Source organism: Akkermansia muciniphila (assembly GCF_002884975.1).
Taxonomy (GTDB): Bacteria; Verrucomicrobiota; Verrucomicrobiia; order Verrucomicrobiales; family Akkermansiaceae; genus Akkermansia; species Akkermansia muciniphila_C.
Genome location: NZ_PJKB01000001.1, coordinates 556,503 through 581,949 on the forward strand (window position 1 = coordinate 556,503; position 25,447 = coordinate 581,949).

Annotated in this window: 22 protein-coding genes and 1 tRNA gene; 2 read left to right on the top strand and 21 right to left on the bottom strand. The window is 55.7% G+C overall.

All coding sequences use genetic code 11. The annotated features are described in order from the left end of the window. Positions 1-114 precede the first annotated feature (114 nt). From CXU21_RS02315 to CXU21_RS02360, 9 genes are all read right to left on the bottom strand, one after another. Entirely contained in the window at positions 115-594 is a 480-nt protein-coding gene (locus CXU21_RS02315) for a hypothetical protein (protein WP_102724909.1), read from the bottom strand. A 117-nt stretch (positions 595-711) separates the two neighbouring features. Continuing rightward, on the bottom strand, positions 712-1,680 hold the full coding sequence (locus tag CXU21_RS02320; RefSeq protein WP_180972586.1) for a serine/threonine protein kinase: 969 nt from the start codon (positions 1,678-1,680) through the stop codon (positions 712-714). A 25-nt stretch (positions 1,681-1,705) separates the two neighbouring features. Further along, on the bottom strand, positions 1,706-2,062 hold the full coding sequence (locus CXU21_RS02325) for a hypothetical protein (protein ID WP_102724911.1): 357 nt from the start codon (positions 2,060-2,062) through the stop codon (positions 1,706-1,708). Positions 2,063-2,331: 269 nt separating this feature from the next. After that, complete coding sequence (locus tag CXU21_RS12290) at positions 2,332-2,514, bottom strand: hypothetical protein (RefSeq protein ID WP_180972587.1); 183 nt, start codon at positions 2,512-2,514, stop codon at positions 2,332-2,334. A gap of 176 nt (positions 2,515-2,690) precedes the next feature. Continuing rightward, complete coding sequence (locus CXU21_RS02340; RefSeq protein ID WP_180972588.1) at positions 2,691-3,092, bottom strand: hypothetical protein; 402 nt, start codon at positions 3,090-3,092, stop codon at positions 2,691-2,693. A 321-nt stretch (positions 3,093-3,413) separates the two neighbouring features. Continuing rightward, complete coding sequence (locus tag CXU21_RS02345; protein ID WP_102724915.1) at positions 3,414-3,857, bottom strand: hypothetical protein; 444 nt, start codon at positions 3,855-3,857, stop codon at positions 3,414-3,416. Between the two features lie 18 nt (positions 3,858-3,875). Beyond that, complete coding sequence (locus tag CXU21_RS02350) at positions 3,876-4,799, bottom strand: phage capsid protein (protein WP_102724916.1); 924 nt, start codon at positions 4,797-4,799, stop codon at positions 3,876-3,878. 67 nt (positions 4,800-4,866) lie between these two features. Continuing rightward, the gene (locus tag CXU21_RS02355) at positions 4,867-5,991 is read right to left on the bottom strand and encodes a site-specific integrase (protein ID WP_102724917.1); all 1,125 of its coding nucleotides are present in this window, start codon (positions 5,989-5,991) and stop codon (positions 4,867-4,869) included. 85 nt (positions 5,992-6,076) lie between these two features. Continuing rightward, positions 6,077-6,151 (bottom strand) — tRNA-Val (locus tag CXU21_RS02360). Between the two features lie 215 nt (positions 6,152-6,366). Between CXU21_RS02360 and alr the strand changes: the two genes are divergently transcribed. Further along, positions 6,367-7,470, top strand: coding sequence for an alanine racemase (gene alr / locus CXU21_RS02365; RefSeq protein WP_102711703.1), 1,104 nt, complete (start codon positions 6,367-6,369; stop codon positions 7,468-7,470). Between the two features lie 501 nt (positions 7,471-7,971). Then, positions 7,972-9,309, top strand: coding sequence for a collagen-like protein (locus CXU21_RS12295; RefSeq protein WP_180972589.1), 1,338 nt, complete (start codon positions 7,972-7,974; stop codon positions 9,307-9,309). An 84-nt stretch (positions 9,310-9,393) separates the two neighbouring features. Here the strand turns inward: CXU21_RS12295 and CXU21_RS02375 are convergent, their stop codons facing one another. From CXU21_RS02375 to purD, 12 genes are all read right to left on the bottom strand, one after another. Then, a complete protein-coding gene (locus CXU21_RS02375) occupies positions 9,394-10,401 on the bottom strand; it encodes an ABC transporter ATP-binding protein (protein ID WP_102711471.1) in 1,008 nt (335 codons plus the stop codon). A 19-nt stretch (positions 10,402-10,420) separates the two neighbouring features. Further along, positions 10,421-11,398 (bottom strand): ABC transporter ATP-binding protein, encoded by a 978-nt coding sequence (locus CXU21_RS02380; protein ID WP_102724918.1) that lies wholly within the window; start codon positions 11,396-11,398, stop codon positions 10,421-10,423. 3 nt (positions 11,399-11,401) lie between these two features. Then, positions 11,402-13,651, bottom strand: coding sequence for an extracellular solute-binding protein (locus CXU21_RS02385; protein WP_102724919.1), 2,250 nt, complete (start codon positions 13,649-13,651; stop codon positions 11,402-11,404). Positions 13,652-13,679: 28 nt separating this feature from the next. Continuing rightward, positions 13,680-15,287: an ABC transporter permease subunit gene (locus CXU21_RS02390; protein WP_102724920.1), complete on the bottom strand. Its 1,608-nt coding sequence runs from the start codon at positions 15,285-15,287 to the stop codon at positions 13,680-13,682. Between the two features lie 5 nt (positions 15,288-15,292). After that, on the bottom strand, positions 15,293-16,681 hold the full coding sequence (locus tag CXU21_RS02395) for an ABC transporter permease (RefSeq protein WP_102724921.1): 1,389 nt from the start codon (positions 16,679-16,681) through the stop codon (positions 15,293-15,295). A 187-nt stretch (positions 16,682-16,868) separates the two neighbouring features. Then, complete coding sequence (locus tag CXU21_RS02400) at positions 16,869-17,606, bottom strand: metallophosphoesterase family protein (RefSeq protein WP_102711705.1); 738 nt, start codon at positions 17,604-17,606, stop codon at positions 16,869-16,871. Between the two features lie 87 nt (positions 17,607-17,693). After that, the gene (locus CXU21_RS02405; RefSeq protein WP_102724922.1) at positions 17,694-18,602 is read right to left on the bottom strand and encodes a hypothetical protein; all 909 of its coding nucleotides are present in this window, start codon (positions 18,600-18,602) and stop codon (positions 17,694-17,696) included. Between the two features lie 58 nt (positions 18,603-18,660). Beyond that, positions 18,661-20,622 (bottom strand): DUF2075 domain-containing protein, encoded by a 1,962-nt coding sequence (locus CXU21_RS02410; RefSeq protein WP_102724923.1) that lies wholly within the window; start codon positions 20,620-20,622, stop codon positions 18,661-18,663. A 33-nt stretch (positions 20,623-20,655) separates the two neighbouring features. Beyond that, positions 20,656-21,573 (bottom strand): 2-dehydropantoate 2-reductase, encoded by a 918-nt coding sequence (locus CXU21_RS02415; protein WP_102724924.1) that lies wholly within the window; start codon positions 21,571-21,573, stop codon positions 20,656-20,658. 38 nt (positions 21,574-21,611) lie between these two features. Further along, entirely contained in the window at positions 21,612-23,234 is a 1,623-nt protein-coding gene (locus tag CXU21_RS02420; RefSeq protein WP_102725417.1) for a formate--tetrahydrofolate ligase, read from the bottom strand. A gap of 184 nt (positions 23,235-23,418) precedes the next feature. Then, the gene (locus CXU21_RS02425; RefSeq protein WP_102711485.1) at positions 23,419-24,018 is read right to left on the bottom strand and encodes a DUF1287 domain-containing protein; all 600 of its coding nucleotides are present in this window, start codon (positions 24,016-24,018) and stop codon (positions 23,419-23,421) included. 27 nt (positions 24,019-24,045) lie between these two features. Next, on the bottom strand, positions 24,046-25,302 hold the full coding sequence (purD, locus tag CXU21_RS02430) for a phosphoribosylamine--glycine ligase (RefSeq protein WP_102724925.1): 1,257 nt from the start codon (positions 25,300-25,302) through the stop codon (positions 24,046-24,048). Between the last annotated feature and the right edge of the window lie 145 nt (positions 25,303-25,447).

Below are 25,447 nucleotides of genomic sequence, written 5' to 3' on the forward strand. Positions count from 1 at the left end.
TAAACGCTTCGGTATATGGTGATGTATTTTCTTTGAAGAAAGCAGCAGCATTCTGTCCCCCGCACTTTTTGATTTTCTGACACCCATTATTGACAATGGGTTGTTGACGTATCGTCATTCTTGAGAAACGGGTAATTCCTGTGCCCGTTTCTGGGCCATGTTCATCAGGAAGCTCATTTGATCCGTGGAGTCCTTACTGATAACATCATTCAACTTCCAGAAAAATGCTGCCACTAGCGCATCATTGCATTCTTTCTGAATCCTGTCTTCCATGGCAGGAAGCAATAGTTCCTCCTCCCTGGTTTCAGCCGGATAGGCGGCAATGACATTATCAGTGATATTTGACAGGGGCAGTCGGACTTCGTTGAGATACCCCTTATTCAATTCATCACAGGTTGTCCCCCATTTTTTCATCAATGTATCATGTCTCTTCCCGATGATGTCGAGGTAATCCATGGCGTCATTGTAGGTTGCAAGGGACAAAATCTCCTTTTCCAGCTCCTGTTTCAATTCATCCATCTCCTTGAGGCACTGGCGTTGCACTGTCTCGACTTTTCGTTCGTATTCCTTCGCCTTGCCAAGGTAGTCATCCAATTTGTAGTAGGTTCGGATTTTTCTGTCCAGGGCGTCTTTGAATTCTTGAGATGGCTTGGCTGCCCATTGTTCGGACGGACGGGATGCAGAAGAAGGAACGTCAGTCCGGGACGACTGTTACCATAGCCATACGCCGGCAAGTGCAAGAATGATGACGGCAACAGTGACTGCGGAGGAAACGGATTTTCCGGAAGCTCCCGTTTTCCGTAATCCTCTGGGCTTCCCCTGTTGCAGCCATTCCTTCCATTGTCCGGCTGTCTGACAACGCTCTTCAGGCCTGAGCCGCAGGTTCCTGTCAATGGATGCCAGCAATTCCCGGGTCCATAGCAAAGGAAACTTCATGCCCGAGAGCGGGGCGACATCATCCCGCATCAGCCTCCTGTCGGCCGGTTCGACGGAAATTCCCGAGATCAACTCGTACCAGGTAGCGGCCAGCGCATAAAAATCCGTCCATGGGCCGATTGCTCCTTTCCCGGTGATTTGTTCCGGGGAGGCGTATGCATAGGAGAATTCTCTCTGAGTGATTGTATACGCCGCTTCCGGTTTGTTGAGCGCCGCCCCGAAGTCGATCAGCACAGGCAGCTCCCGTTCGTCAAAGAGGATGTTGCCGGGCTTGATATCGCGATGATAAATCCCCCTGCCATGCAGATAGTCCAGCCCATCCAGCAGGAGCAGAAGCCACTCGGCGGCTTGCTCCGTAGTCATCGTGCTGGCCCCCTTGGCTGCTTCATCCATGCGTTCCCGCAGCGAACCGCCTTCCAGCCACGGCATCACATAGAAAATACTGCCATGGGATTCGAAGACATCATACACCCGAACGATACTCTCGTGGTTCAGCGAAGCAAGAGTCTGAGCCTCTCTGCGGAGGGAATCCATGGCCGTCCGGTAGACCTGCATGGATGCGTGCGGCAAGGGGATGATCTCTCCCGTATCCGAGTCCCGGCTGCACAATCCCAGAGGAAAACATTCCTTGAGAACGATATTGCGCCTGAGCTGATTATCCCAGGCGATGTAAGTGATGCCGAAGCCTCCCTGGCCCAGCGCCTTGAGCAACTTGTAATTGCCCAGCAGAGTTCCCGGAGGCAATGCGAAGCCAGAGACATCCATACAATCAGGCAAGCGGGGGATTGCCGAGCCTCGGCACTTCGTCGGCCAGGAACTCCTTCAGGGTCTTGCCCTGGGAGAAGGCTTTTTTCTCAAGAACCTTGCGGGTATCCGGATCGAGCTTTAGGGTAATCAGCGTTTCCTCTTCCACCTGCACCCGGCTCGGAAGGGTCAACGGGAGCTGCTTGATGAGTTCCCGGATGATGTGTTCCTTGGCGGCGGGAATGGGCTTTTTCGCCATCCAGTTGCGGACGGTCGCTTCCGTCACGAAACATCGTTCGGCGAGCCATGAATAATCGAAGTTGTTGGCCTTGAGCCACAGCTTCACGTTCATTTTCAGCTCATCCTGATTCACTCCTGCCATGCTTCGGAATGTAGCATTATCGCTCTGTAATGGCAATATGGTTATATAACATTCCTATTTCTGAGATCATAATGAGATTTTTATGTTGACTAAAGTCGCAAAAAAGAGGCATACAAGCAATGCAAACGAGATACAAGCAATGAAAAATATCATCCAGTTCACTTGCCCCCGATGCGGAGGCCACCAACTGATGCTCGTCGAACGGGCCATGCACCGTTATGTCGTCCAGAATCTGGAGGTCGACCGACAAGGCAGGCTGGCTGTCGGACTCAAGGTTCTGGTGGACGATTTATGCGGAGAGCCGCTGGGGTACCGCTGCGCGGACTGCCGTCATCCGGATTGCCGTGGGAATGATTCATCGGAAGGGTCCCATCCGTGGCGCGAATCTCCACGGCATCATCGTAAACCAGCAGCAGAACGTTCGCTCCGTCGGACAACGTGGCAGAGGACATGCCAAGAGGAATTTTATCCAAATTACTCACATGACGCATCCCACGGCGCCTTTTGGCCCCTCCGGTTTGCAGCAATTCCATATTCAACACGCTCCTGCACCCGCGCGTGTGTGCTTCCAGCTCGACAAGCACTGCAATATATGGCGACTGTTCGCCACCATTCAGAGTAAAACGGGTTACTTCCATGGTAAACCCCTCCTCCTTTTGAGACTCATGCCCCGTATCAAATCCAGGGGGTCCTGGTCATTGGAAGAATCCTGCACCTTATTGGCGAACGCAGCGTCCGGGAGCACTACTTTCAGAAACTCTTCCATCAATGCCTGCCGTAACTGGGGGCGCCCTGTGATGGACATGCACACGTTAATAGCCAAACGGCATGCCAGGGCATCCACAAACAACGGGTCGAATAAATCCACCTCTTTAATATCCCGGACATAGGAAATCTTCAGCATGTCCCCCGCATCTTGACCGGTGAATAAAACCCGTCCACCCAGCACAAACCGATCTGCCGGCACATCACACACCCGCAGGCAATCTTCCGGAAGGTCGTAGGCTGCCGCCATGGAGGCAGGCATCACGGCGTTATTACTGGACCTGGGAAGTAACGCCCATCCCATAGCAAAAGACCATCTGACGCGTACCAGCACATCTTTTCGCGCCACCTCATAATTGCTCACAAGCGCCCTGGCAGACGGGAAGGGGTGAAATTCCCATTTCCTTCCGCGGGGACTCCCTTTGCCTGGGCATACTCATCGTCGCTTACGGCCCGTTCTCCAAGCCGGTCCAATGCTAAATTGCAAATTTCTACCTCCGTCATAGCTTCTTTCCGTGGGTGGAAATGCGGCGGGAGGAAAACCAATCAACTTCCCGCCGCCCTACTTCCTCTTTTCCTTCCCGGTTTATGGAAGAATGTATGCGATACAGAACACAGCCTTCTTGCCAGCAGCCGCCGTTCCGCTGACTACTGTGGCGGTCATCCAGCACGGTTCCTCCGTCGGCACAGGATCCATGGCATCCGTGCCCCCCGTAAAACCGTTGGTCGTTTTAGCCGTGGAGATGGGCAGGGAACTGGCGTAGCGGGAAGAATCCCGTCCATCTCCGACTTTCACAGTAAGGCCGGTTGCCTCGGAAGTCACCGAACACAGATTGGGGAGGACCACAACATGTTTGGGAAGACGCACCAAATTCATCACGTCACCGGTTACTTCGGCCCCGGTCAAAGTCACTACGGCACGGGCCATCACCACGTTGCCGCTTACACTCTGGCCGGATGCCGTCAGCGGGCCCGTTCCGTTAATGATCTGGTTCTGCTTACCTGCAATGTCGGAAAAAAATGTAGTCATTGTACTTGATTCCCTTCCTTAGTTTGCAGATTCATCACACAGGATTTTCACGAAGCCTTCTTCCTGAAGGCGGGTGGCCCCACAGGCGAACTTGGCGCGGATTTGAAGGGCTTCCTCCATGTCGTCGCGAACGGAAAGCTTCACCTTGAAATCTTCCCAAAGTCCGAATTTCGCCTTGCTCTTCACCCAGGCCAGGCAGGAGCGCGTCTTTCCGTCCTCATCCAAAGGCAGGCGCTGGGTGCGAATGAATTTGAAGCCAAGGAGGGTATCAATCTCCCCATTCACCAATGCCTTCACATTGACGAAATCAGCGGAAGTTGCCTCCGTCGTGCGCAGCAGGCTCATGATCTGGGAACTGGTCACAGCAATCACTAGCTGATCGCCGTAATTTTCGGAATCTTGACCCCACGCCTCTTCCTCCTGGAACCGTTGAAGGGCTACACGCAGCTTGTCGATTGTCAGGTTGGACGCTTTGGCGGAGCCTGTCTCTACGTAATTGGCTGCCACAATCTGATCAGAAGGAAGCTCTACTGCCTTCATACCGTCTTCACCGATGTAATTCGTGCCCAGGAAGCCGGAAATCATTACGTCGTCCATGCGGCGCCCGGCGGCGGCCCGGAGACCTTCGATTGTCTTGCTGACGGGAACGTCGATATTGCCGAGTTGCGTGCCGTCAAATTCATCATAGCCGATGGCCTTGGTGAAAATACGCGGACGCATGGAGCGGCAGTCTGTCGGCGCCTCATCGAGGACAGTCTTGCCAAGACGGGACGTCTTTTCATCGAAGTCCAGCAAGCCGAACTGGTCCATGAAAACAACCTTGCCGGAAAGTCCTGTATCCGTGCTCGTGTAATTTCGGAAACGGGCGATCGTCTGTTGAAGCAGCGTGCCCCACTTATTTGTGTACTTGACCTGATATTGGTCTGGAATTGTCATTGCCATGCCTCAACCATGGCACACCGGCATCAAAATAAATACCGCTCTAAATCAAGTAATTCAGAAATGACTGTCAGAACTTGAGTTTTGAAGCTTGTTCCTTGCTGTGCTCGTCACGGAGATGTCCGTATACCCGCATGGCAAGGGCGCCTCCGTCCTGGTGCCCCAGCCACTTTGCCACAGTCGGAATATCCACCCCTTGCTCGATGCACGTTGTGGCGAAGAAGTGGCGAAGATCATGCACCCTCATGTGTGGTAATCCAAGCCGGGTGCAGGCATTTGTCAGTGCTTTCCGGGGATTATCGAGTAATAATACAGAATCCGTCGCTGCATAATAACCACGTAGCTTCTTCATCCCTTCAATCACGCCCTGTAATGCCGGATTAATATAAAGCATCCTTGGCTTCACTGCGTGCTTGATGGCCGGCACCTTCACAACATTGGGGCCAATGTCGCCCCATGTAAGGCGTCTGGCCTCTTCAATCCTCAAGCCTGAATATGCCAAAAATTCCACCATGTCAGCAGCAGGAGACTCCAACGCCTTCTTGCCTGTGTGGCCCCGTAATACGGGAGCTCTCCGAATCTCTTGAACTATCCGGGCAAAATCATCTTTACCAGGAATGAAAAAATCAGTGGGCTTTACCCTCATCAGCTCCAACTTGGAGGTAGGGTCTTCCTTGACGGAACCAGACTCAATCAGGATGGAAAATATCTTCCGTATAGCACAAAGTGTTCCATTAGCTGTTCTTGGCGTGTTATTTTTTGTTTTTGCCGCCCACCACAACCGACACATGTGAGGCGTAATGGATATTGCCGGTACGTCAGATGCAACCAACTCCTTAGCATGTCTGGCAAATAAGAGAATGGATTGTAATGCCAGAGGCTTTAAATTGGGCCGCATCTTCTGACGGGCTATGTAGGTATCCACTGCTACATACCAAGAGACATTCCCAATGGCTGGAGTATCGGCCCCCATCTCCTGCAAAAAAGCCGCCATTTTGGCAATGGCCTCGGTCAGTTCCTTTGTCTTGAGAGATCGTCTCACTGTTTTTCGGCCTCCCTGCCTGGAATCCATGCGGGCATAGTAAATACCGGAATTCTTTTCCCGGTACAGATGGGCGTAATCAGTCGGCTCGAAATACTGGCGCATGTCCATCTCTTGCCATTCCTGCGGCCCCAACACAACATTTTTCCACATTGACGTGTGGCCTGACGTGTGGCTACTCTAAAAGCGAGGTGAAAAAAGAATCCCCGCAAGTCGTTAAACTTGCGGGGATTAAAGATGGTACGCGGTACTGGTTTCGAACCAGTGACCCCATGCGTGTGAAGCATGTGCTCTACCACTGAGCTAACCGCGCGTTTGCAGTGCGGGAGGGAATATATCGTTCAAGCAGGAGATTGGCAAGGAGTTTTTTGAAGGCGGGTGAAAAAGAGGCGTGGTTTTTCTTCCGTCAATGTTCCCGGATTCATTACTGTGAGCGGGTGGGCATTTTTTCCGGGCTCCCTTCCGGAAAGTAGGAAGGTGGCTGATTTCCGGCTTGTACAGCATGGTGCGCCTTTCTACACTTCGGGCATGAGTTGCACAAGCCCTCCCAGAGCCTGGGCCGAGGTTGATACGAACGCGCTGCGGCATAATTTGAGTGTCGTTCGCCGCATTATGCCGGACCAGCGGCAGATGGCCATTGTGAAGGCGGAGGCTTACGGCCACGGTCTTGAGGGGGTGGTGAAGGCTTTGGATAACGAAGGGTGCGCCTTTTTCGGCGTGGCGACTGTGGCGGAAGCTGCGCGGGTGCGGGATACGGGCGTCAAGACGTGCCCTTTTATTCTGGGGCCCTGTTTTGCCGGAGAACGGGAGGAGATTGTGCAGAACGGCTGGCGCGCCGCTCTTTCCAGCATGGAAGAGGCGGAGCATTTCAATTCCCTGGGCGCCCTGTATAACAAGCCCGTACACGTCCATGTGGGCGTGGATACCGGGATGGGACGCAGCGGTTTTCTGCCCAGTGAACTGCACAGCCTGACGGAGAAGCTCAGGAAGCTGGACCACCTTCATCTGGAAGGCGTGTTTTCCCATTTATCCGCGGCTTCTGACGATATTTCTTTCACGCACGGACAGATCAGCGGTTTTACGGAGGCGGTGAATGAGCTTTCCTCCGGCTACCAGTATGAGTTCCGGCACCTGTGCAGCAGCGCGGCCGTGTTCAATTACAAGGTTCCCTGCGCCAACATGGTGAGGCTGGGGAGAATCCTGTACGGTTTTTCCCCCATGCCTTCCCCCTATAACAAGGAATTGAAGCCCACCATGACCCTGTACAGCCGCATCACCCTGATCCGCAGGCTGCCGGGCAACCACGGCGTTTCCTACAACCATTGTTATATCACCAAGGGGAGCACGAAGGTGGCTACCATCGGCATCGGCTATGCGGACGGCTATCTTCAATACCTGTCCAACCAGGGTGCCCGCGTGTATATCAATGGCCAGTATTGTCCCGTGCTGGGCCGTGTTACGATGGACCAGATTATGGTGGACGTTACCTACATGGACCATGTGGAGACCGGGGACCTGGTGGAGATCATGGGCCCCAATGTGAGCTGGGAGGAGCTGACGCGCCGCGCCAATACCATTCCCAGCAATGTGCTGACCAGCATCAGCGCCCGCGTGCCGCGGATTTATGTGTAAACGGTACCTTTAGAGGGAGGCTGGTTTTTATTTTCTGTACTCTTTCGCGCTCCGGAAGTTTCAGTTTTTAAGCCGTTCCTGGATTATTCGAAAGGGGAAAAGTCATTTTGGGCCAAGCTGGGATGGCTGGGATACGCAAAATACGCTCCGTACAGTTTTTGGAGGGTGGTTTTTAAGATGGCCGGTAAGTTTTGTTCCGGCGCCTGGCGTATCTATTGATCGCTTTCAAGAGAGGGATCGACCATATCTTTTTTCTCCCAAGCCGATGCGAGGTTGAATGCGGCTTAATGGCAGTTTTAAATTAACTAATCTTTGTTTCTTCATAAATATTTTACATTTTAAAATGATAATTGTTTGTTTTTGTATGAGGATAATGTAATGTGAATAATGTAAAAACCTCCATGGTTTTTCATATCGCATGGCGGTTGTTCGGTACCATTGTCCGTCAATGCAATGCCATGATCAAGCCATTGAATATAAAAATAATAGAAATAACATATCATGAATAAAGACCAGCATGAAGTACAAATGCAGGCCATTTTGGGCCAATCAAAATCCGCCCGCAGTGAGTTCTGGAAATCCCTGGATTTCCATGAACCGTCAAAGGGTTCCCTGAGGACAGACACGAAGAAGGGAGAATTCCTTCTTTCGCCGGATTCCTCGCTTAATAATGGTCCCCCGCCCGTGATTTGTGAAATTGACAGCATTCAGAAACTGAAAAAGTTGACAGGCTGCGACGACAGTTTATTTGATTTGGGAGTTTTCTCTTCTGAAGAACTGGAATTCCCCGTATGGGATTCCACTTATGATCATACGGTGTGGAAGGATTTACCCGCAAGGTGGAAAGCCATTTTGTGCCGTGTCTGCCAAGCCTATATTTACGGAGATTCTCGGAAGGTGGCAGCCTATGAGGATGTACTTAACCGCAAGTATTTTCCCATGAAAATTGCTTGTTTTACAGGAGAAAGTATTGTGGTGACCAAGGACCATCCCCTTATCATTGATCCAGGTTCCAGTCCTTATCCGGTTGTGCTTCATTACGACAGTATTACTCTTGAGGAAGGGGCAAAGATCATCTCCAAGAAGGGAGCCCTGGTTCATTTGGAATCAGATTATCTGCGGCAGGAAGGACGTCCCGACATGAAAGGTTCCTTTGTATTTACAGGAGAGGGTGGCGGAGACGGAGGAGATGGCGGAGACGGGGGAGACGGTGCCCAGGGGGCAAAAGGAGCTGATGGAGGAAGTAAGTCGGCAGGGGAAAAAGGAAGTAACGGTACGGCAGGACATGATGGAGGAAATGGCAGTAACGGCATTGCCGGTTCTAATCCGACTCCTGTTTCCATGTCGGTGGCAACCATCAAAGGGGATGTCCTGGTAGCCAGTTATGGAGGTAAGGGAGGCAACGGAGGAGATGGTGGTGAAGGAGGCCAAGGAGGCAAAGGTGGTACAGGAGGAAAGGATGGAGGGGATGGCGCAGGCGAAGGGGGAAACGGCGGTAACGGAGGGAAAGGAGGAAAAGGTGGCAAAGGAGCCGCCGGGGGCTCCGGAGCGAATGTTACCATCCATTATTGGACCCTTGACGGTTCTGTACAGTTGATTCAGTCTCCTGATCCCCATGAAGGACTTGGAGGGAACGGCGGCAGTGGAGGCAAAGGTGGAAAAGGTGGTGTGGGAGGAGACGGTGGCAGCAGTTCTGTGGCAGGAGGAACCGGAGGAACACCGGGAGCCTCAGGGGAGGGAGGGACAGCCGGGAATCATGGAGCCATGGGGAAAGTGATTCTTGTCCATGACGAGGAAAACCGTGTTACCGTACTGGTTCCTGCCGACAGGAATAGTTAAGAAATATCCCAACCGGGAGTCCGCTGCGGTTGCCGACCAGGTGGACTCCCGGTTTTTACTTGGGAGACGTTTCTGGTTCCGGCTCTACCTCTGGCGCACTTTGTTCCAGTCCTCCGGTTCCAGGGAGCAGGGGTCCGGGGCTACCCAGTGGCCCGGTTCTATTTCCACGGGGGTGAGGTCCGCACCCACTGTTTCCGGATAGGAGGGGTGCTGGATGCGGTGGCCGAAGGCGGAGCCGAGCGGCGGGTTGATGGGGGAGGGTACATCCCCCGGCAGGGGCTGGTGCTTGTTGGCCCGGGCGGGGTCCGGTTCCGGAATGGCGTCCAGCAGCGCCTTGGTATAGGCATGCTTAGGGGCTCGGTAGATGGTTTCCGCATCTGACATTTCCACGATTTTACCGAGGTACATGACTGCCACGCGGTCGGAGATGTGCTTGACCACCGCCAGGTCATGGGCGATGAAGAGGTAGGAGAGCTTGCGCTCTTCCTGAAGCTCCAGCAGCAGGTTGAGCACCTGTGACTGGACGGATACGTCCAGCGCGGAAACAGGTTCGTCCAGAATGATGAGGCTGGGGTTCAGCGTGAGGGCGCGCGCGATGCCGATGCGCTGGCGCTGGCCCCCGGAGAATTCAAAGGGGAAGCGGTCGATGGCGCTGTCCGGCATTCCTACGCGGTCCAGCAGGCCGCGCACCCATTCCCGGCGCGCGGCGGGTGTGCCCATGCGGTGGATGACGAAGGGCTCCGCTACAATCTGGCCGATGGATTGGCGCTGGTTGAGGGATTCCGCCGGGTCCTGGAAGACCATTTGAATATGGGGGCGCAGGGGCCGCATTTTGCGCTGGGAGAGCGTGGCGATGTTTTTTCCGTTGAATTGGATGGAGCCGCCCGTAGGTTTCAGCAGGCGCACGATGCTTTTCCCGATGGTGGATTTTCCGCAGCCGGATTCCCCTACCAGCCCCAGGGTTTCTCCGGGGTAGATGCTGAAGGAGACGTCGTCTACCGCCTTGACCCAGCCCGCCTGCCGCAGGAAGATTCCGGAGCGGACGGGGAAGTACATTTTCAGGTTGTTGACTTGCAAGATTGGTTCCGGCATGGCTGGGAGAAAAAGGGGGTTAAAGGTTTGCGCAGCGGGGGCAGGCTTCCACAAAGTGGTCCGGGGATATTTCCACGAGGGGCGGGCGTTCCGTGAGTTCTTCCACAGGTACGCCCTGGCGCTGGCAGAAGCGGCAGCCGGGCACGAAGTCAGCAATGGAGGCCACCTGGCCGGGGATAGTGGGCAGCTTGGTCTTGCGCACGGAGCTTAGCTGCGGGATGGAGGCCAGCAATCCCTTGGTATAGGCGTGGCGCGGATTGGCAAAGAGTTCTCCCACCGGAGCTTTTTCCACTACCCGGCCGGCGTACATGACCACCACGGAGTCACAGCTTTGCGCGATGACGCCCAGATCATGGGTGATGAGGATGGAGGAGGAACCCATTTCCGCCTGGAGGTCCTTGAGGAGGGAAAGAATCTGCGCCTGCACGGTGACGTCCAGCGCCGTGGTGGGTTCATCCGCAATGATGAGTTCCGGATGACAGGCCAGGGCGATGGCGATGACGACGCGCTGGCGCATGCCTCCGGAGAGCTGGTGGGGGAATTCGTCCACGCGCTGTTCCGGCGCGGGGATGCGGACGCGCTGCAGGAGCTGGATGGCGGCGTCCCGGGCTTCCCTGGCGTTCATTCCCCGGTGGAGCATCAGGGATTCCCCTATCTGCCTGCCGATGCTGTGCACAGGGTTGAGAGCTGTCATCGGTTCCTGGAAGATGACGCCGATGTGGCGGCCGCGGATGCCGTGCATGTCCGTCTCCTTCGCCTGGACCAAGTCACGGCCCTTGAACAGGATTTGCCCGTCCAGGATTTTTCCCATGGGCTGGGGCAGCAGGCGCACGATGGACATGGCCGTGACGCTCTTGCCGCAGCCGGATTCCCCCACGATGCCTACACAGGTACCCTTGGGTACGGTGAAGCTGACGCCGTCCACCGCTTTCAGCAGGCCGGATTCCGTCTCGAATCCGGTGACCAGGTTCTTGATTTCCAACAGGGGTTCGCTCATTTGTTATTTCTCCGTGGCAGAGGGTTCCAGGGGGCCGCCGTTTTCCGGAATGACGGGCACGGACGGCAGTTTGCCGCTTCCTTCCTTATTGTCCAGGCTGTCGATGGAGTCCATGTAGCGGTACTGGTCGTACACGGCGTCCACTTCCTCGAAGGTTCTTCCCTCCCGCTTGGCTTCCATCGTTTCCTTCTTGATGTCATTATCCACCCAGTAGAGGTAGCTTTCCATCGGGTCAAATACGACGGGATGGCAGAATTGCGTGGTGGAGCTGTCAGGCCACCTGACCCAGCGCCAGTAGCCCAGCCGGACGAATTCCGTGGTCCAGGCCGGAACCCACAGGGCTTCATCATGGATTTTCTGCTGCACCTTCCACGTGGCCTTTTGCAGCTCGTCTTCCGTAGCGGCATTCGTTTCGTCGTCCAGCAGCTTGTCCATCTCCTTGTCCGCATAGGCGCAGATGTTGTTGGTGTAGGTGATGAGGCTGCCGCGTTCGTCATAGGCGTAGCGGGAATGGAAGCCCTGCTCGTTCATCGGATGGGGCGGAGTGAAGCCCCAGGCCATGAAGGAGGCCTGAACGCGCTTTTCCATGATTTTGCGGAAGGCTACGGTGGAGTCCAGCGGGTCCAGCTGGATTTCCAGGCCGCACTTGCGGGCGTCTTCCTTCAGCTTGCCCAGCGTGGAGGCCAGGGAGGGGGAAGAGTTGGGGAAGGTGATGGCGGCGGTGAGCCGGGTGCCGTCCGGCTTGCGGAGGATTCCATCCGGGCACGGGATGGTGTATCCGGCTTTGGCAAAGCAGGAGCGGGCCTGTTCCGGTGAGTAGGGCCGCGCCTTGATGTAGGGGTTGGTGAATTTGCCGAAGCCGGAGTTGTAGGAGTTGAGCCTCTGGTAGTCTCCGCGGAAGGTGATGTCAATGATGTTCTGGATGTTCAGGGCGTACTGGAAGCCCAGGCGCACGTCCAGGTTATTGAAGGGGGCTTTGGAGGTGTTCAGGAAGAGGCCGTACGGAGGCCGGGGGTAAATGGTGTAAAACGTGCTGCGGTTGATGTAGCCGTTGTGGACTTCCGGAATTTCCATGCGTTCGTGCCACAGCTCCGGCTTCGTGATGTTCATCACGTCCAGCTCGCCGATGCGGAAGAGCTCAATGGCCTTGGACGGTTCCGCGATGAAGTTGTACACGATCTGGTCCACGTTATACATGTACTTCGTGAATTTCTTGTCCCTGGCCCACCAGTCCGGCACGCGCTGGAGCGTTACCTGGCGGCCGCGGATGATGCCGTCCGGCTTGACGACGTAGGCGCCCGTGGTGGGCGGCACGCGCCACTGGTAGCGTTCCACGTAACTGGGGCCGAATTCGCAGTAGAAGTGCGGTGGGGAAGGGATGAACAGCGTGCAGTAGTACGGGAGCAGCGGCTTGGCGAAGGGGAGGGTGATGGAGAAGTGGCTGTCGTCGTAGATGGTGATGTTTGACGCGTTCTGGTAAAAGAAGTTGTTGTAGAAGACGTCCCGGCTGTATTCCGAGGTGCGGATGTACATGTTCACCAGCAGATCAATGGCTTTTACCTTGGCCCCGTCCGAGTAGCGGGCGTCCGGGTCCAGCTCAAAGTAAACGGTGCGCCTGTCTGCGGTTTCCGCCCATTTATGGGCGATGCCGGGGATGATTTTCCCGGTGACCGGATGGATGGAGACGAGGCCTATGATGATTTCATCATACAGGGGGCCGCGGAAGCCGCTGTTGCTGTTCGGGCCGTTGGGGCGGAATGTGTCCGGATAGGACCCCGGAGCCCACTGGCGCAGCACGCCGCCTTTTTTGGCGTTCGGGTCGCCTATTTCCGGATTATCCATCCCGTCTTCCCATTTAAGGTCCCGGGGGATGTCTGCCGGAGTCTTGAACTTGATGTAGTCTCCTTCCGTCTGCCTGCGGTGGATGACGGACAGGGCCGCTTCATCCGCAATGAGCTTGCTTTGCAGCTTTTCCCTGATTTTGGGGTCTTCCTCTTTGAAGAATTGATCACGAAGGTTCTTGATTTCCTTTTGCTTGGCGGCTTCTTCCCTTGCCAGGCGGTCATTGATCTGCTTGTTCCACCGTTCCGGGAAGGAGTCAAACCCGGGGGGAAGCGTGCCGAAAGGCACGTTAGGCTGCCAGCCCACCCCCTGGGATTGGGAGGAATCCTTGCAGCCGGAGCCGGCTGCCAGCAGAAGGGACAGCGTCACGGAAGAAAGGAGGGTGCGGAGGATGGAGGACAGCTTGAGCATGGGTATGTGGAGGAACGGATGTCTTTTGTTATTTATAGGTGGTGAATTTCTTGGGGTCGAAGGCCTCGCGGATAGCCTCTCCGATGAAGGTGACGAGCAAGAGCGTGATTACCAGGGCGGCGAAGGCGGAGGTGACCACCCAGCTTGCGGAGAGGTCCGCCAGGCCGTCATTGAGCAGGCGCCCCCAGCTGGCGTACGTATCCGGCAGGCCGAAGCCCAGGTAGTCCAGGGAGGCCAGGGCCAGGATCAGGGCGGAAACGCTGAACGGAACCAGCGTGACCAGAATGGCTACCAGGTTCGGGAGAATGTGGATGAAGAGGATGCGGCTGGTGGAGGCCCCCAGCACGCGGGCGGCCGCCACGTAGTCCCGCGCCTTTTCCTTCATGGTGGAGGTCCTGAGCTGGTAGGTCATGGACATCCACCCGAACATGATGAGCAGGCTGATGATCAGGAACATGCCCTTCATCTGGAGCGGCACCATGTCTGAAATGATCATGATGATGAACAGGAAGGGAACCTGGGAGAAGATTTCAATGAGGCGCTGCATGCCGAGGTCGAACATGCCGCCGAAGTACCCCATCATCATCCCGAAGGTGATGCCGATGAAGTACACGATGGGGAGATAGAAGATGGCGGCCTTCATGTTCACCTGGAGCCCGCCGTACAGGTACGCCAGGATGTCCGCGCCCTGGGTGTTGGTGCCCAGCAGGTGGCCGCCCTTGAGGGGAGGGGCCGGGTGGTAGAAGATGCGGCTGATCTTGTTTTCGTCCGTTTGTTTCAGGAAGTCCTCCTTGGTGCCGGGGCCGCTGTAGTGCTCCGCCACGATCTGGTTGTTTTCATACGTGGCGCTGTACACCTCCGTCCGGTCTTCCAGCCAGCCGGTGGCGCGGTCCACCTTTTTTCCCTTTCGGAATTTGTAGCTGACGTGGGGGAGTGCTTCTTCATCCTTGTGCAGCCGGGAGGCCAGGCCGGAGTATGGTTTGCCGCTGGACTCGCAGACGAGGCCGTCTTCATTTACCACCAGGGCCTCGGAACCGGGATTGGTGGAATCCCCCGTGGGATCGTACGGAACCAGGGGCATGATGACCAGGGAGGGCTTGCCGGGTTGTCCGGCCTGTTTTTTCAGTTCGCGGTAATTGGCTTCCGCATCCGCAAAGTCCCCGGTCTGGCCAAAGGTGGAACCCTGGTACACCTTGCGCATGATGGCGGGGAAGTACCAGGAACCGTCCTGGACCACAAGGAGCGCCCGCTTGCCCACCAGGCACTGGTCCATGCAGGCCAGCAGCGTCAGCACCAGCAGGATGATCAGGGAAACATATCCGCGGGAGATGCTTTTAAAGCGCTGGATGCGGCGCCTGGTGATGGGCGTGGGATTAAAACGGCGCGGGCCTTTCAGCATGATCCAGACCCCCACTCCGGCCATGACCAGCACGCAGGCCCAGCCGAACCACAGGAATTTTCCCTGCGGCGTCAGGAGGCCGCCGTTGTTCTGGTCCGTGCAGACGATGTTAAGCATGCTCATTTCCCGTGAGACGGTAAAGGGCCAGCTCAGTGTGGGCAGGAGCAGGCCGCACAGCTCTCCCACGGCGGTGAGGACCGCCAGAATGACCAGAAGGTATGCCAGTTTTCTAACCATGTGTGTTATTCAAATTTAATGCGGGGATCCACGGCGGCCACGATGATGTCTGAAAGCAGGTTGCCCAGCACCATCAGGAAGGAGGTAAGCAGCAGCGTGCCCATGATCAGGGCGTAGTCCTTGTCCATCAGGGCCTGGTAGCTCAACATGCCGAAGCCCTGGATATCAAAGACCTTTTCCACCAGCATGGAGCCAGCTACAATGAGGCTGATGAGGCTGCCCAGCGTGGAGGCGATCGGGATGAAGGAGTTGCGGAAGGCGTGCTTGATGACGGCGCCCTTGAAGCTCACGCCCTTGGCCATGGCCGTCCTGATGTAGTCGGAGGAAAGGTTGTCCATCAGGTTGTTCTTCATCATCATGGTGGTGATGGCGAAGGAGCTGACCACGTAACAGATCAGCGGGAGCACCGTATGGTGCAGCAGGTCCCCGGCCTGTCCCCAGAAGCCCATGTCCGCAAAATCCGGCGAGGTCAGGCCGCAGAGCGGGAACCATTCCAGCCGCGCGCCCAGATACACCACCAGCACCGCGCCCAGGGCGAAGCCGGGGACGGAGTACCCCAGGAAAATCAGGACGGAGGAGATGTTGTCCACCAGGCTCTTGTGCCGGATGGCCTTCACCACCCCCAGGGGAATGCAGACGGAGTAGGTGATAATGGCGCTCAGGATGCCGAAGTACAGGGAAACGGGGATGCGCTCCTTGATCATGTCCCACACGGGTTCATTATACTTGAAGGAATTGCCCATGGTGCCCTGCAGCAGGCCGTCAAAGCTGGTCTTGTACATCACGGCGCGCCACGCATAACTCTTCGCCTTGTCCTGCACGGCTGCCGTATTGTCCGTCTGCCTCATGCGGCGCGCCCAGCGTTCCGCCCGGTCCATGGGGGATTCAATGTCCACGGTCCAGCCTTCCGTGGCGGCTTTCCGGGACGGAGTGCCGGAAAAGAAGGCGTCTTTCACGCTCCCGGAATTTTTGTCCGGACGGACGACAACGACCTGCTCCCCGGTTTCATTCAGGTTGATCCGCGTGTGCGTATCGGAAATGCCGGAATATTCATCCTCCTTGTCGGACGGTTCCATGCCGCCGATGTCTCCGAATTCCTCGCGGGAAATGAAAATCTTTTTCGGAAGCACTCCCAGCCATTGCAGATAGGCGGTGATGATGGGCTCCTGGAGGCTGTACTGTTCTTCCAGCCGCTCCATATCCGCTTCACTCAGGTTGTTGTCTCCGCGCTGGGAGCCCGCCTTCTGGCCGGACAGGGCGCTCATGCTCTGCTGCTGCATCATCTGCTCAATGGGACCTCCCGGGACAAAGCGGGTTATGCAAAAGACGAGGAACGTGACCCCCAGAAGCGTCAGGGGCATGAGAAGGAGTCGTCTGATGATATAGGTCTTCATTCGTCGCGCAGAACTCTACTGGTTTGTGGCATGCGAGGCAAGTAGCAATGCAAATTTGTGAGCCTTTGCTAACATGCGGGCATCCCTGTTTTTCTCAATGCCGGTGCGGAGGGGCGGAGAAACAATGAACAATGCCGCAGGGGATCAGAGGGCTGAACCTGCATGATCCTGGAAGGGCGGCGGAACACTAAATGCCTTCCCCCAGGCGGCGTGCCAGCATGTCCGGAAGCCCGGCGTCCAGGATGCGCCTCTGCGCCTCCTCCACGTCGTACTCCACCCGGCGCTGGTAGTAAACCATGCTGTCCACATCCAGCACGCCGTAGGCGGCGCGGGGGTCTCCGTCCCGGGGCTGGCCGACGGAACCCACATTGATAAGGTACTTGTTGGCCTTGAGAAGCTGGATATCCCCGGATTCATATTCCTGGATGCTCCCTTCATGGCGGATGAAGGTGCGCGGGACGTGCGTGTGGCCGTTGAAGCACAGGAACTGGTTGTCGCGCAGCATGTTGATGCTGTGCGTGGCCGTATCCACATTCGTGACGTAGGACCAGGAATTGGGCTTGTCCTGAGTGGCGTGCACCAGAACGATTTCATTGGGCAGGATGCGCTGGAACGGCGCGCGGCGCAGCCATTTTTTCTGTTCCTCGGAAAGCTGCTGCCGCGTCCACATCAGGGCATTGTACGCCACGGGATTCATGCCTGCGGGATTGTCCTCCCCGATGGCTTCCTCATCATGGTTGCCGCGCACGGTGGGAATCTGGCGTGCGCGGATGAATTCAAGGCATTCGGAAGGATTGGCGTTGTAGCCTACAATATCACCCAGGCAGTAAACGGCATCGCATTGCAGCTGTTCTATATCCTTCATCACCGCTTCCAGAGCGGGCAGGTTGGCATGGATGTCACTGATCAGGGCTATTCTACTCATGATGTTGCGGGCAAAAAGCATAGCATCTTTCCGGGGCTTTGCCAAGCGCGGCCCGTAAAATAAATGCTAAATACGAAAGGCCGGGGACTAAAGTTTTCCCCGTTCAGGATTTTGATCTTCAGTCTTGGTCTTTTCTTCCGGTAAAGACTCCAGAGTCTCCTTCAGGCCGTCCACGGGGTATCTGAGGGAATTGGCCAGGTGGCTGGTCATCAGGTCGCGGGCGATCTCATCCGTAGGGAACAATTCCCGGAAGGGGATGCGGTCCTTTTCCGGAACTTTCAGCCTGTTTTCCAGGACGAAAATATTGCTCACCAGGCTGGGTGTCCGGTTCCGCGGGTCCTTGAACAATTCCTTGCCCAGTTCCAGCGCCTCACGGGATTTGGAGGGAACGCGGGCAAGCGCGTAAAACTCCTTGCGGGCCGTCAGGGGGGGAGCGCCCAGCTCCCGGGCCTTGCGGTAGGCTTCCGCCGCCTTTTCAAAATCCGGCTGCCGGTAGGTATCACTGTACATGTTGCCCAGCAGGGACTGCAAATACCAGCTGCCGGGGTTGACGCTGACGCCTTTTTCCAGAAAATGGCGGCCTTTCTGGATGTACTTCCGGAATCCTTCCCGGCGTTCCATGGGGGAAAGCCGTTTATTGTCCAGGTAACTGGAGGAGGCGTTGTTTCCCAAATGCCACGAACCGTTATCCCAGTAAAAATCGGAATGGGGGGCGAGGGAGGTAATCTGGTTGTAGCGGCGTTCCAGATTGGTCCAGTCGGAAATCAGGAAGCAGTCAAAGGCCTCCATGCTCAGCACGGCCGCTACCAGGGAGCGCAGCCCGCCCAGGGAAACCATGGCGAGCTGTTGTTCCAGATAATCGGAAGAGGAAAGCTCCACCGGGTCATCCAGCAGCCCCGCCGCCTTCTCCTGTTCCAGAATATGGTTCTGCAAAGGCAGCCGGATCATGCCGAAGCCCAGCAGGGCAATGATGAAAATGACGATGGTTTTCAGCATGATAGTATACAGAATGATTCAGCTGTTCACCTCAAGAAAAAATACTTCCTGGTAATCCTTATAGCTCCTTTATTCCTATTTCCTTTAAATAATAATAAATACCATCATAAAAGGAGCATTGCCGAGTCAAATCCGCGTCACAACCTTCTGGTATAAAGATCACAAATCCTTGTCGGGCCCGTGTCAATAAGACACGGTAGGTATTTTTAAGATAGAGCTGGGCATCTCTTTTACCTACTGTTTTCCAGCTAGATCCTGTAAAGTTGTAAGATTTAAAATGTCCGTTTTCAATGCGGTAATCTGCGTCCCACGCTACAATGGCCCAATCAATTTCCAAGCCTTGAATATCAAATTCCGTGGCCGTATCTTCCAGGAAATAGGAAGAACGGACGTCCTCCTTACCATTTAAAAACCAGTTTTCTGCCTGAATACTACTTTGTACCCAAATTCCAAATTGGCGTAAACGTTTGGCCCCAGAACTGGCAATGACTCCATAACGTTCTGTTCCTCTAGCTTGCTCTCGTATCCATTGACGCGCTTTTTCCAGGTTACGAGTAAGCACAATGGGATAGTTAGATGAGAGGGCAGAATAGAGGTGCTGGGCTGCTGGCAAATCTTTATCCAAGAGTGATTTTACAAATGCTGAGACTTGTTCATTCCGGAAAGAACGGATAGAAATAGAAAGGTGCAGGTCTGTGGTTTCATAAAGAGGTAACCCTTTAAAGAAAGTTTTAAGGGAGGTTCCTCTCGTATATTCTGTGTCAGAGATTTGAGGAGAGGCATAAACATTCCAATGGGGAAAACGTTCCCTTAACGCGTCAAACCAAGCAGGCAATCCTGCTTCTCCTGTGTGGATTTCTTGCCCCCCTCCGATTAAACAGATAATAACTGCCCAATCTTGGTGGCGGTCCATTACACTAATTAGAAATTCAGGTTCAGACATGTCCCATGAAAGGCCATGGCGTTTCAGCATAAACTTAGCCGTTTGTTCTTTTGTCCAAGCACGTTGTGCCTCGTCAAAAATGGCTACTTTCTCCGCAGGAGCTTTGGTAGTGGGAGGTAAGGCTGCATTACGAAAGTGATGAATGTTCTGAATAAAGGCAGAAACTTTTCTTTTAGATTCTGTTTTTGTAATTTCACCTTTAGAACGTGTAACTTCATCCCGCGTCAGAGCTTCTCGTAAGACAGAAACTAATGGACCATTACCGGAAAGAAAAACAGCATGTTCTTGTTCATCATATTGATGCCGTTCATTGGCAATGTTAAGACCTACCAACGTTTTTCCTGCACCAGGCACTCCTGTGACAAAGCAAATAGATTTTTCATGGTTTTGTTTACTTTGATCAATAATACGGTTCAGTGTCTGTGTGGTACGGCTCAAGTTGTAAGCTCCCGCATCACTCCGTGAAATTTCTTTAACATCATGCCCACGGTAAAGCGCTTGTGCTGCTTCAATAATGGTTGGAGTTGGCATGTATGGTGAAGCTAGCCATTGTTCAAAAGAGAACTCCTCATCAAATAACTGATCAGTAAGCTTTCTTAAGGTGGGACCTAAAGTATCAGCATTACAGAAAAGAGGGTGATGTACTCCATCTTCGTATGCTTTAAGTTCATGTTCCTTAGGGGGAGCGTTAGTGCAAACAACAAGAGGGATAATTTTCTTATGGTGGCTCTCTTGATGAAAATATTTAAGAGCCAGGGCATAGTCTACTACCTGATCCCTAGCGTATCTGGGATAGTATGTTTCTCCTACTTTAAATTCAAGGATGTAGAGAATACCTGCATAGGCTATCACTACGTCTATCCGTTCTCCAATACGGGGAATTGTGTATTCAAAGGCCAGTGAACCAGTAGGAAGATCTTGAAGAACGTGTTGGAGTAATTTGATTTCGTGAATCCATGAATCACGCAGATTTTGTTCTAAGTTAAATGAGTTATTAACAGCAAGTTGACCTAAAATTTCTTCTAGAGATTGGGTACAAAATGAGTGTATATCATTAGAATAATAGGCTTGTTGCATCTTCTCTAGAGTAGTTGAACAAAATCAGGAGAATCAGTCCATATTCAGGCGCTTGCGGATGTCACGGTCCAGCTGTTCCCATTCCGGCAGGGAGGCTCCGGCCTGGTGCGCCTTGGCGAGGGGATCGCCCCAGATGGCCGTATATTCAATGGGGCGCCCTGCGTTGTAGTCCACGGCGCTGGACGGGATGAAGGAGCCCATGCTTTCCGTGCGGGAAAGGTGGAATTCCACCAGATCGTCAGGCAGGGTGTAGCCGCGGGCCCTGGCCGCCTGCACTACTTCCTCCATGATGCGGCGCGCCCGGGCGACGTTTTCCGGGTTTTGATAGAGTTCCGCAATGCTGATGCCGCCCAGCGCCAGGCACAGCCCGTTGAACGGGATGTTCCAGACGAGCTTGTACCACTGGATTTGCTCCGCGGCGTCAAAGGCGCGCGTCTTGATGCCGGCGCTGGCAAACAATTCGGAGAGTTCCCGGGCCTTTTCAGAGCCTTCCGGAGAGGGGACGAAGGGGGCAAACTGGATGTTGCCGCCTTCCAGATGGGTGACGTGGCCCGGTTCCGCGCGCATGGCGCAGATGAAGCAGAGGCCCACATAGATGCGGTCAGCCGGGATGATGCGGGCGATTTCTTCTGCGTTCCCCATGCCGTTTTGCAGGGTCACCACGACCGTATCCGGTCCCATCAACGGGGGAAGAGCTTTGGCGAACCCGGCATTTGCCGTGCTTTTCCACGCAACCACGACGAGGTCCACCGGCCCAACTTCCGCCGGGTTCCGGTATACCTTGACATGGGGCAGGGAGATGTCTCCATGCAGGCTTTTGACTTCCAGGCCGTGTTCTTTCAGGTAGCCGTATTCCGAACGTACAATGAAGGAGACGTCCTGGCCAGATTCCTGAAGCCTGGCTCCGTAGTAGCAGCCGAGGGCCCCGGCTCCCAGAATGGCGATTTTCATGGTGTGCGGTGAGGTGTTGATTCTTGCGTTGAGATTGTTCAGAGTCCCTGGACGTTGCCTTTGTTGTCCAGATAGATGTGCATGGCGTTGGGGGAGACGGGCAGGGCGGGCATGCGCATGATTTCCCCGCAGAGGGCCACCAGGAAGCCGGCTCCGTTAGCGATTTCAAAGTCGCGGACGGTAACGGTGAAGCCGGTGGGGCGTCCGCGGAGGCGGCTATTGTCGGAAAGGGAGTTCTGGGTTTTTGCCATGCAGATGGGCAGGTCCGTGAGGCGGCTGGCTTCAAACTGGGTCAGCTTCTTTTTGGCCGCGGGCGTCAGTTCCACGCCGTCCGCACCGTAAATGCTGCGGGCGATGATGTTGAGTTTTTCTTCCACCGGAAGGGCGGATTCATACAGGGGCTTGAAGGGGGTGGAGGGCGTTTCCGCGGCTTCCACCACCATTTGGGCCAGGTCTTTGCCGCCTTCCCCTCCCTGGGAGAAGATGTCCGCAATGGCGCAGGGGATGCCGCGTTCCGCACAGTGCGCCACGATGGCGTCCAGTTCCTCCTGGGAGTCGTCAAAGAATTTGTTGACGGCCACCACCACGGGCCGCTTGTAGTGGGCGGCGGCGTCCAGATGGGCGTCCAGGTTGGCGAGGCCTTTTTTCAGTGCGGCCACGTCCGTGTTTTTCAGGTCCGCCAGGGCGGTGCCTCCGTGCATTTTCAGGGCGCGCGCCGTAGCTACGATCACGATGGCCGCCGGGTCCAAGCCGGACTGGCGGCATTTGATGTCCAGGAATTTTTCCGCACCCAGGTCAAAGGCGAAGCCGGCTTCCGTGACGGCATAGTCACCGAAGTGCAGGGCCATTTTGGTAGCCAGCACGGAGTTGCAGCCGTGGGCGATGTTGGCGAACGGGCCGCCGTGCAGGAAGCAGGGCACGCCTTCCACGGTCTGCACCAGGTTGGGCATCAGGGCGTCTTTCAGCAGGGCCATGACGGAGCCGGTAATGCCCAGTTCCCGCGCGAACACGGGCTTGTCATCCGACGTGAAGCCGATGACGATGCGGTTGATGCGGTCTTCCATGTCCTTGTAGGAGGTAGCGAGGCAGAGGCATGCCATGATTTCCGAAGCCGGGGTGATGTCAAAGCCCGTTTCACGCGGAAAGCCCTGCTTGTTAAGTCCCACGATGACGGAGCGCAGGGAGCGGTCATTCATGTCCATGACGCGCTTCCAGGTGACTTTGCGTTCGTCAATGTTCAGCGTGTGGAAGAACATGGCGTTGTCAAGGATGGCGCTGATCAGGTTGTGGGCGGACGTGATGGCATGGAAGTCCCCCGTGAAGTGCATGTTGATTTCATCCGGAGGCGTCAGGGAGCTTTTACCGCCGCCGGTGGCACCGCCCTTGCGGCCGAATACCGGGCCCATGGAGGGCTGGCGGAGCGCCAGGCAGGCTTTTTTACCGATGGCCTGCAGTCCCTGCGCCAAACCGATGGAAACGGTGGTTTTTCCTTCTCCGGAAGGGGTGGGCGTGATGGCGGAGACCAGGATAAGTTTGCCGGGAGCGGACGGCTTGTTCAGTACGTCCAGGGAAATCTTGGCCTTGTTGCGGCCGAAGGGGATCACGTCGTTTTCATCGACGCCCAGCTTGTTGACACAATCGGAGAATGCAGGTGTGACCATGAATGCATGATGACGGAAGCCCTCTCTTTTTGCAAGAAGGTTCAGGGGCATTCCGGACCTTGCATAAGGAACCTGCGCCGGATGGATGAACACGGCTTCCACCCTGTGCTCCTGAAGTGGGCCGGGCCATTCCGGGGAGCGCCACCGGGAGCCTGTGATGGCCAGCTGCGCCAAGCCGGGGAATTCAGGAACCGGCATCCTGTTTTGCCACATTCAGCACGGGGCGGTAGTGGCCCGTGATGGTATAAAGGAACAGGCAGTCTTCCTCCTGCGTGCCGCAGCCGATGTTGTGAATGATCAGCGGCGTGCCTTCCTCCGTCTTTTTGTCGGAAACGATGCCGATATGGGGAACCGCATCCCCAAGGTTCCAGGTAACCAGGTCTCCGGGCCTGTAGTCCGCCGCTGTTTTAGTGATGGGGACGGACCATCCCTGACGGCTGAAGAAGGTGCGGAGGTTGGGTACCCTCCGGTGGTCAATGCTGCGGTCCGTGGTTTTCAGGCCCCAGTTTTTAGGGTATTTGGAGAAGTGGGCCTTCATATCCTCATGCACGGCTTTCTGAAGGTCCAAGCCAAAGGCCCTCATGGCGCGGATGACCACGTCCGTGCACACTCCGGTTTCCCTGGGAACATCCCCGTTGGGGTAGGGGATGGACTGGTAGCCTCCGTTATAGGAGACCGTTATTCCTATCTGTTCGCGAGCCTTGGCGGCCAGCGCGGCGTTGTCCGCCATCAGGCACGCGGAACAGGAGAGGAGCAGGAGGGAGAGAAGGGCGGGTATTTTCATGGGGTAGCCGGGTGGGGATGGGGAAAATCAGACGAAGCTGGTAAAGCCTATGTCCGGACGGCGCTGCATGCCGTCAAATTTGACCTTCTTGGTTTCATTATGGGCGCGCTGGCGCGCTTCTGACAGGGTTTCTCCCTGCGCCACCACGGCCAGCACGCGGCCGCCGTTGGTTTCATAACAGTTTTTGTCCGCGTTCCATTTGGTGCCCGCGTGGTAAACGGAGGCGTTCACCACGTCGTCCAGCCCCTGGATGCAGTCACCGGAATGGGAGGTTTCCGGGTACCCCCGGGAGGCCAGCACGCAGCAGACGCTCCACCCGTTTTGGAAGGAGATTTCTTCCGGGGTGAATTCCCCCCTGGCTCCATGGAGGCAGAAGGAGGCCAGGTCTCCGGAAAGCAGGGGCATGACAGCCTGGCATTCCGGGTCGCCAAAGCGGCAGTTGTATTCAATCACCTTGGGCCCGTTCGGGGTCAGCATCAGGCCGAAGTACAGGAAGCCGCGGTAGGGCAGTCCGTCCTTTTTCAGTCCGGCTACCGTGGGGGCCACGATTTCCTTTTCAATGCGTTCCAGCATGTCAGGTTCCACGAGCCGGCGTGAGGCCACGGCGCCCATGCCGCCTGTATTGGGGCCCGCGTCGCCTTCCTTGAGGCGCTTGTAGTCGCGCGCCGGGCAGAGGATGAGGTAATGGTCATCCACCAGGGCGCCGAAGATGGATACTTCCGGCCCCGTTAAAAATTCTTCCACCAGCAGTCGTCCTTCACCGAAGCGCCTGTCCGTAAATACTTCCTTCAGGAACGCGTCCGCTTCCTCCCTGGTCATGCAGACGGCCACGCCCTTGCCGGCGGCCAGACCGTCAAATTTCAGCACGGTGGGGTAAACGCCGCCGATGAATTGCTGCGCCTCCTCCAGGGTGGCGGCCACACGGGCCTGTCCGGTGGGGATTTGGTGGCGGAGCAGGAATTCCTTGGCAAATTCCTTGCTGGCTTCCAGCTGGGCGCTTTCCTTCACGGGGCCCCAGCAGGGGATGCCGACACGGGCACAGGCGTTCGCCAGGCCTTCATCCTTCACCAGATAGCTTTCCTCCCCGGCTACGCAGAGGTCCACTTTATTGGAAACCATCCAGTCGATCAGCGTAGGCAGATCCCTGGCGGGGATGGGGGTGGCCAGGCGGTTGATGGCGTCGCTGCCCGGGAAACAGTACATTTCCGGGGCGGAGGGGGATTCCTTGAGAGCCTTGACCAGTGCGTGTTCACGCCCACCTTTTCCAATGACGGCTATTTTCATACGCGGGAAGTATGCCGGGACGGACCTGTTTTGCCAAGCTGAAATGAACGGGAAGCGCGCTCCGTCAACTGGTGAAGGGCACTGGGCGTTTCCGTGCTTTCCCGGGGAATTCATGATTCCGCAGAATATTTTCCTGTGAATGCGC

Excerpts from the sequence above, each read along its gene's own strand:
- CXU21_RS02375 (WP_102711471.1), bottom strand. The coding sequence starts at position 10,401 with ATGCCGGAACCAATCTTGCAAGTCAACAACCTGAAAATGTACTTCCCC.
- CXU21_RS02425 (WP_102711485.1), bottom strand. The coding sequence starts at position 24,018 with ATGAAAATACCCGCCCTTCTCTCCCTCCTGCTCCTCTCCTGTTCCGCG.
- CXU21_RS02355 (WP_102724917.1), bottom strand. The coding sequence starts at position 5,991 with ATGTGGAAAAATGTTGTGTTGGGGCCGCAGGAATGGCAAGAGATGGAC.
- alr (WP_102711703.1), top strand. The coding sequence starts at position 6,367 with ATGAGTTGCACAAGCCCTCCCAGAGCCTGGGCCGAGGTTGATACGAAC.
- CXU21_RS02345 (WP_102724915.1), bottom strand. The coding sequence starts at position 3,857 with ATGACTACATTTTTTTCCGACATTGCAGGTAAGCAGAACCAGATCATT.
- CXU21_RS02395 (WP_102724921.1), bottom strand. The coding sequence starts at position 16,681 with ATGAAGACCTATATCATCAGACGACTCCTTCTCATGCCCCTGACGCTT.
- CXU21_RS02350 (WP_102724916.1), bottom strand. The coding sequence starts at position 4,799 with ATGGCAATGACAATTCCAGACCAATATCAGGTCAAGTACACAAATAAG.
- CXU21_RS02410 (WP_102724923.1), bottom strand. The coding sequence starts at position 20,622 with ATGCAACAAGCCTATTATTCTAATGATATACACTCATTTTGTACCCAA.
- CXU21_RS02415 (WP_102724924.1), bottom strand. The coding sequence starts at position 21,573 with ATGAAAATCGCCATTCTGGGAGCCGGGGCCCTCGGCTGCTACTACGGA.
- CXU21_RS02380 (WP_102724918.1), bottom strand. The coding sequence starts at position 11,398 with ATGAGCGAACCCCTGTTGGAAATCAAGAACCTGGTCACCGGATTCGAG.
- CXU21_RS02405 (WP_102724922.1), bottom strand. The coding sequence starts at position 18,602 with ATGCTGAAAACCATCGTCATTTTCATCATTGCCCTGCTGGGCTTCGGC.
- CXU21_RS02325 (WP_102724911.1), bottom strand. The coding sequence starts at position 2,062 with ATGGCAGGAGTGAATCAGGATGAGCTGAAAATGAACGTGAAGCTGTGG.
- CXU21_RS12290 (WP_180972587.1), bottom strand. The coding sequence starts at position 2,514 with ATGTCCTCTGCCACGTTGTCCGACGGAGCGAACGTTCTGCTGCTGGTT.
- CXU21_RS02420 (WP_102725417.1), bottom strand. The coding sequence starts at position 23,234 with ATGGTCACACCTGCATTCTCCGATTGTGTCAACAAGCTGGGCGTCGAT.
- CXU21_RS02390 (WP_102724920.1), bottom strand. The coding sequence starts at position 15,287 with ATGGTTAGAAAACTGGCATACCTTCTGGTCATTCTGGCGGTCCTCACC.
- purD (WP_102724925.1), bottom strand. The coding sequence starts at position 25,302 with ATGAAAATAGCCGTCATTGGAAAAGGTGGGCGTGAACACGCACTGGTC.
- CXU21_RS02400 (WP_102711705.1), bottom strand. The coding sequence starts at position 17,606 with ATGAGTAGAATAGCCCTGATCAGTGACATCCATGCCAACCTGCCCGCT.
- CXU21_RS02385 (WP_102724919.1), bottom strand. The coding sequence starts at position 13,651 with ATGCTCAAGCTGTCCTCCATCCTCCGCACCCTCCTTTCTTCCGTGACG.
- CXU21_RS12295 (WP_180972589.1), top strand. The coding sequence starts at position 7,972 with ATGAATAAAGACCAGCATGAAGTACAAATGCAGGCCATTTTGGGCCAA.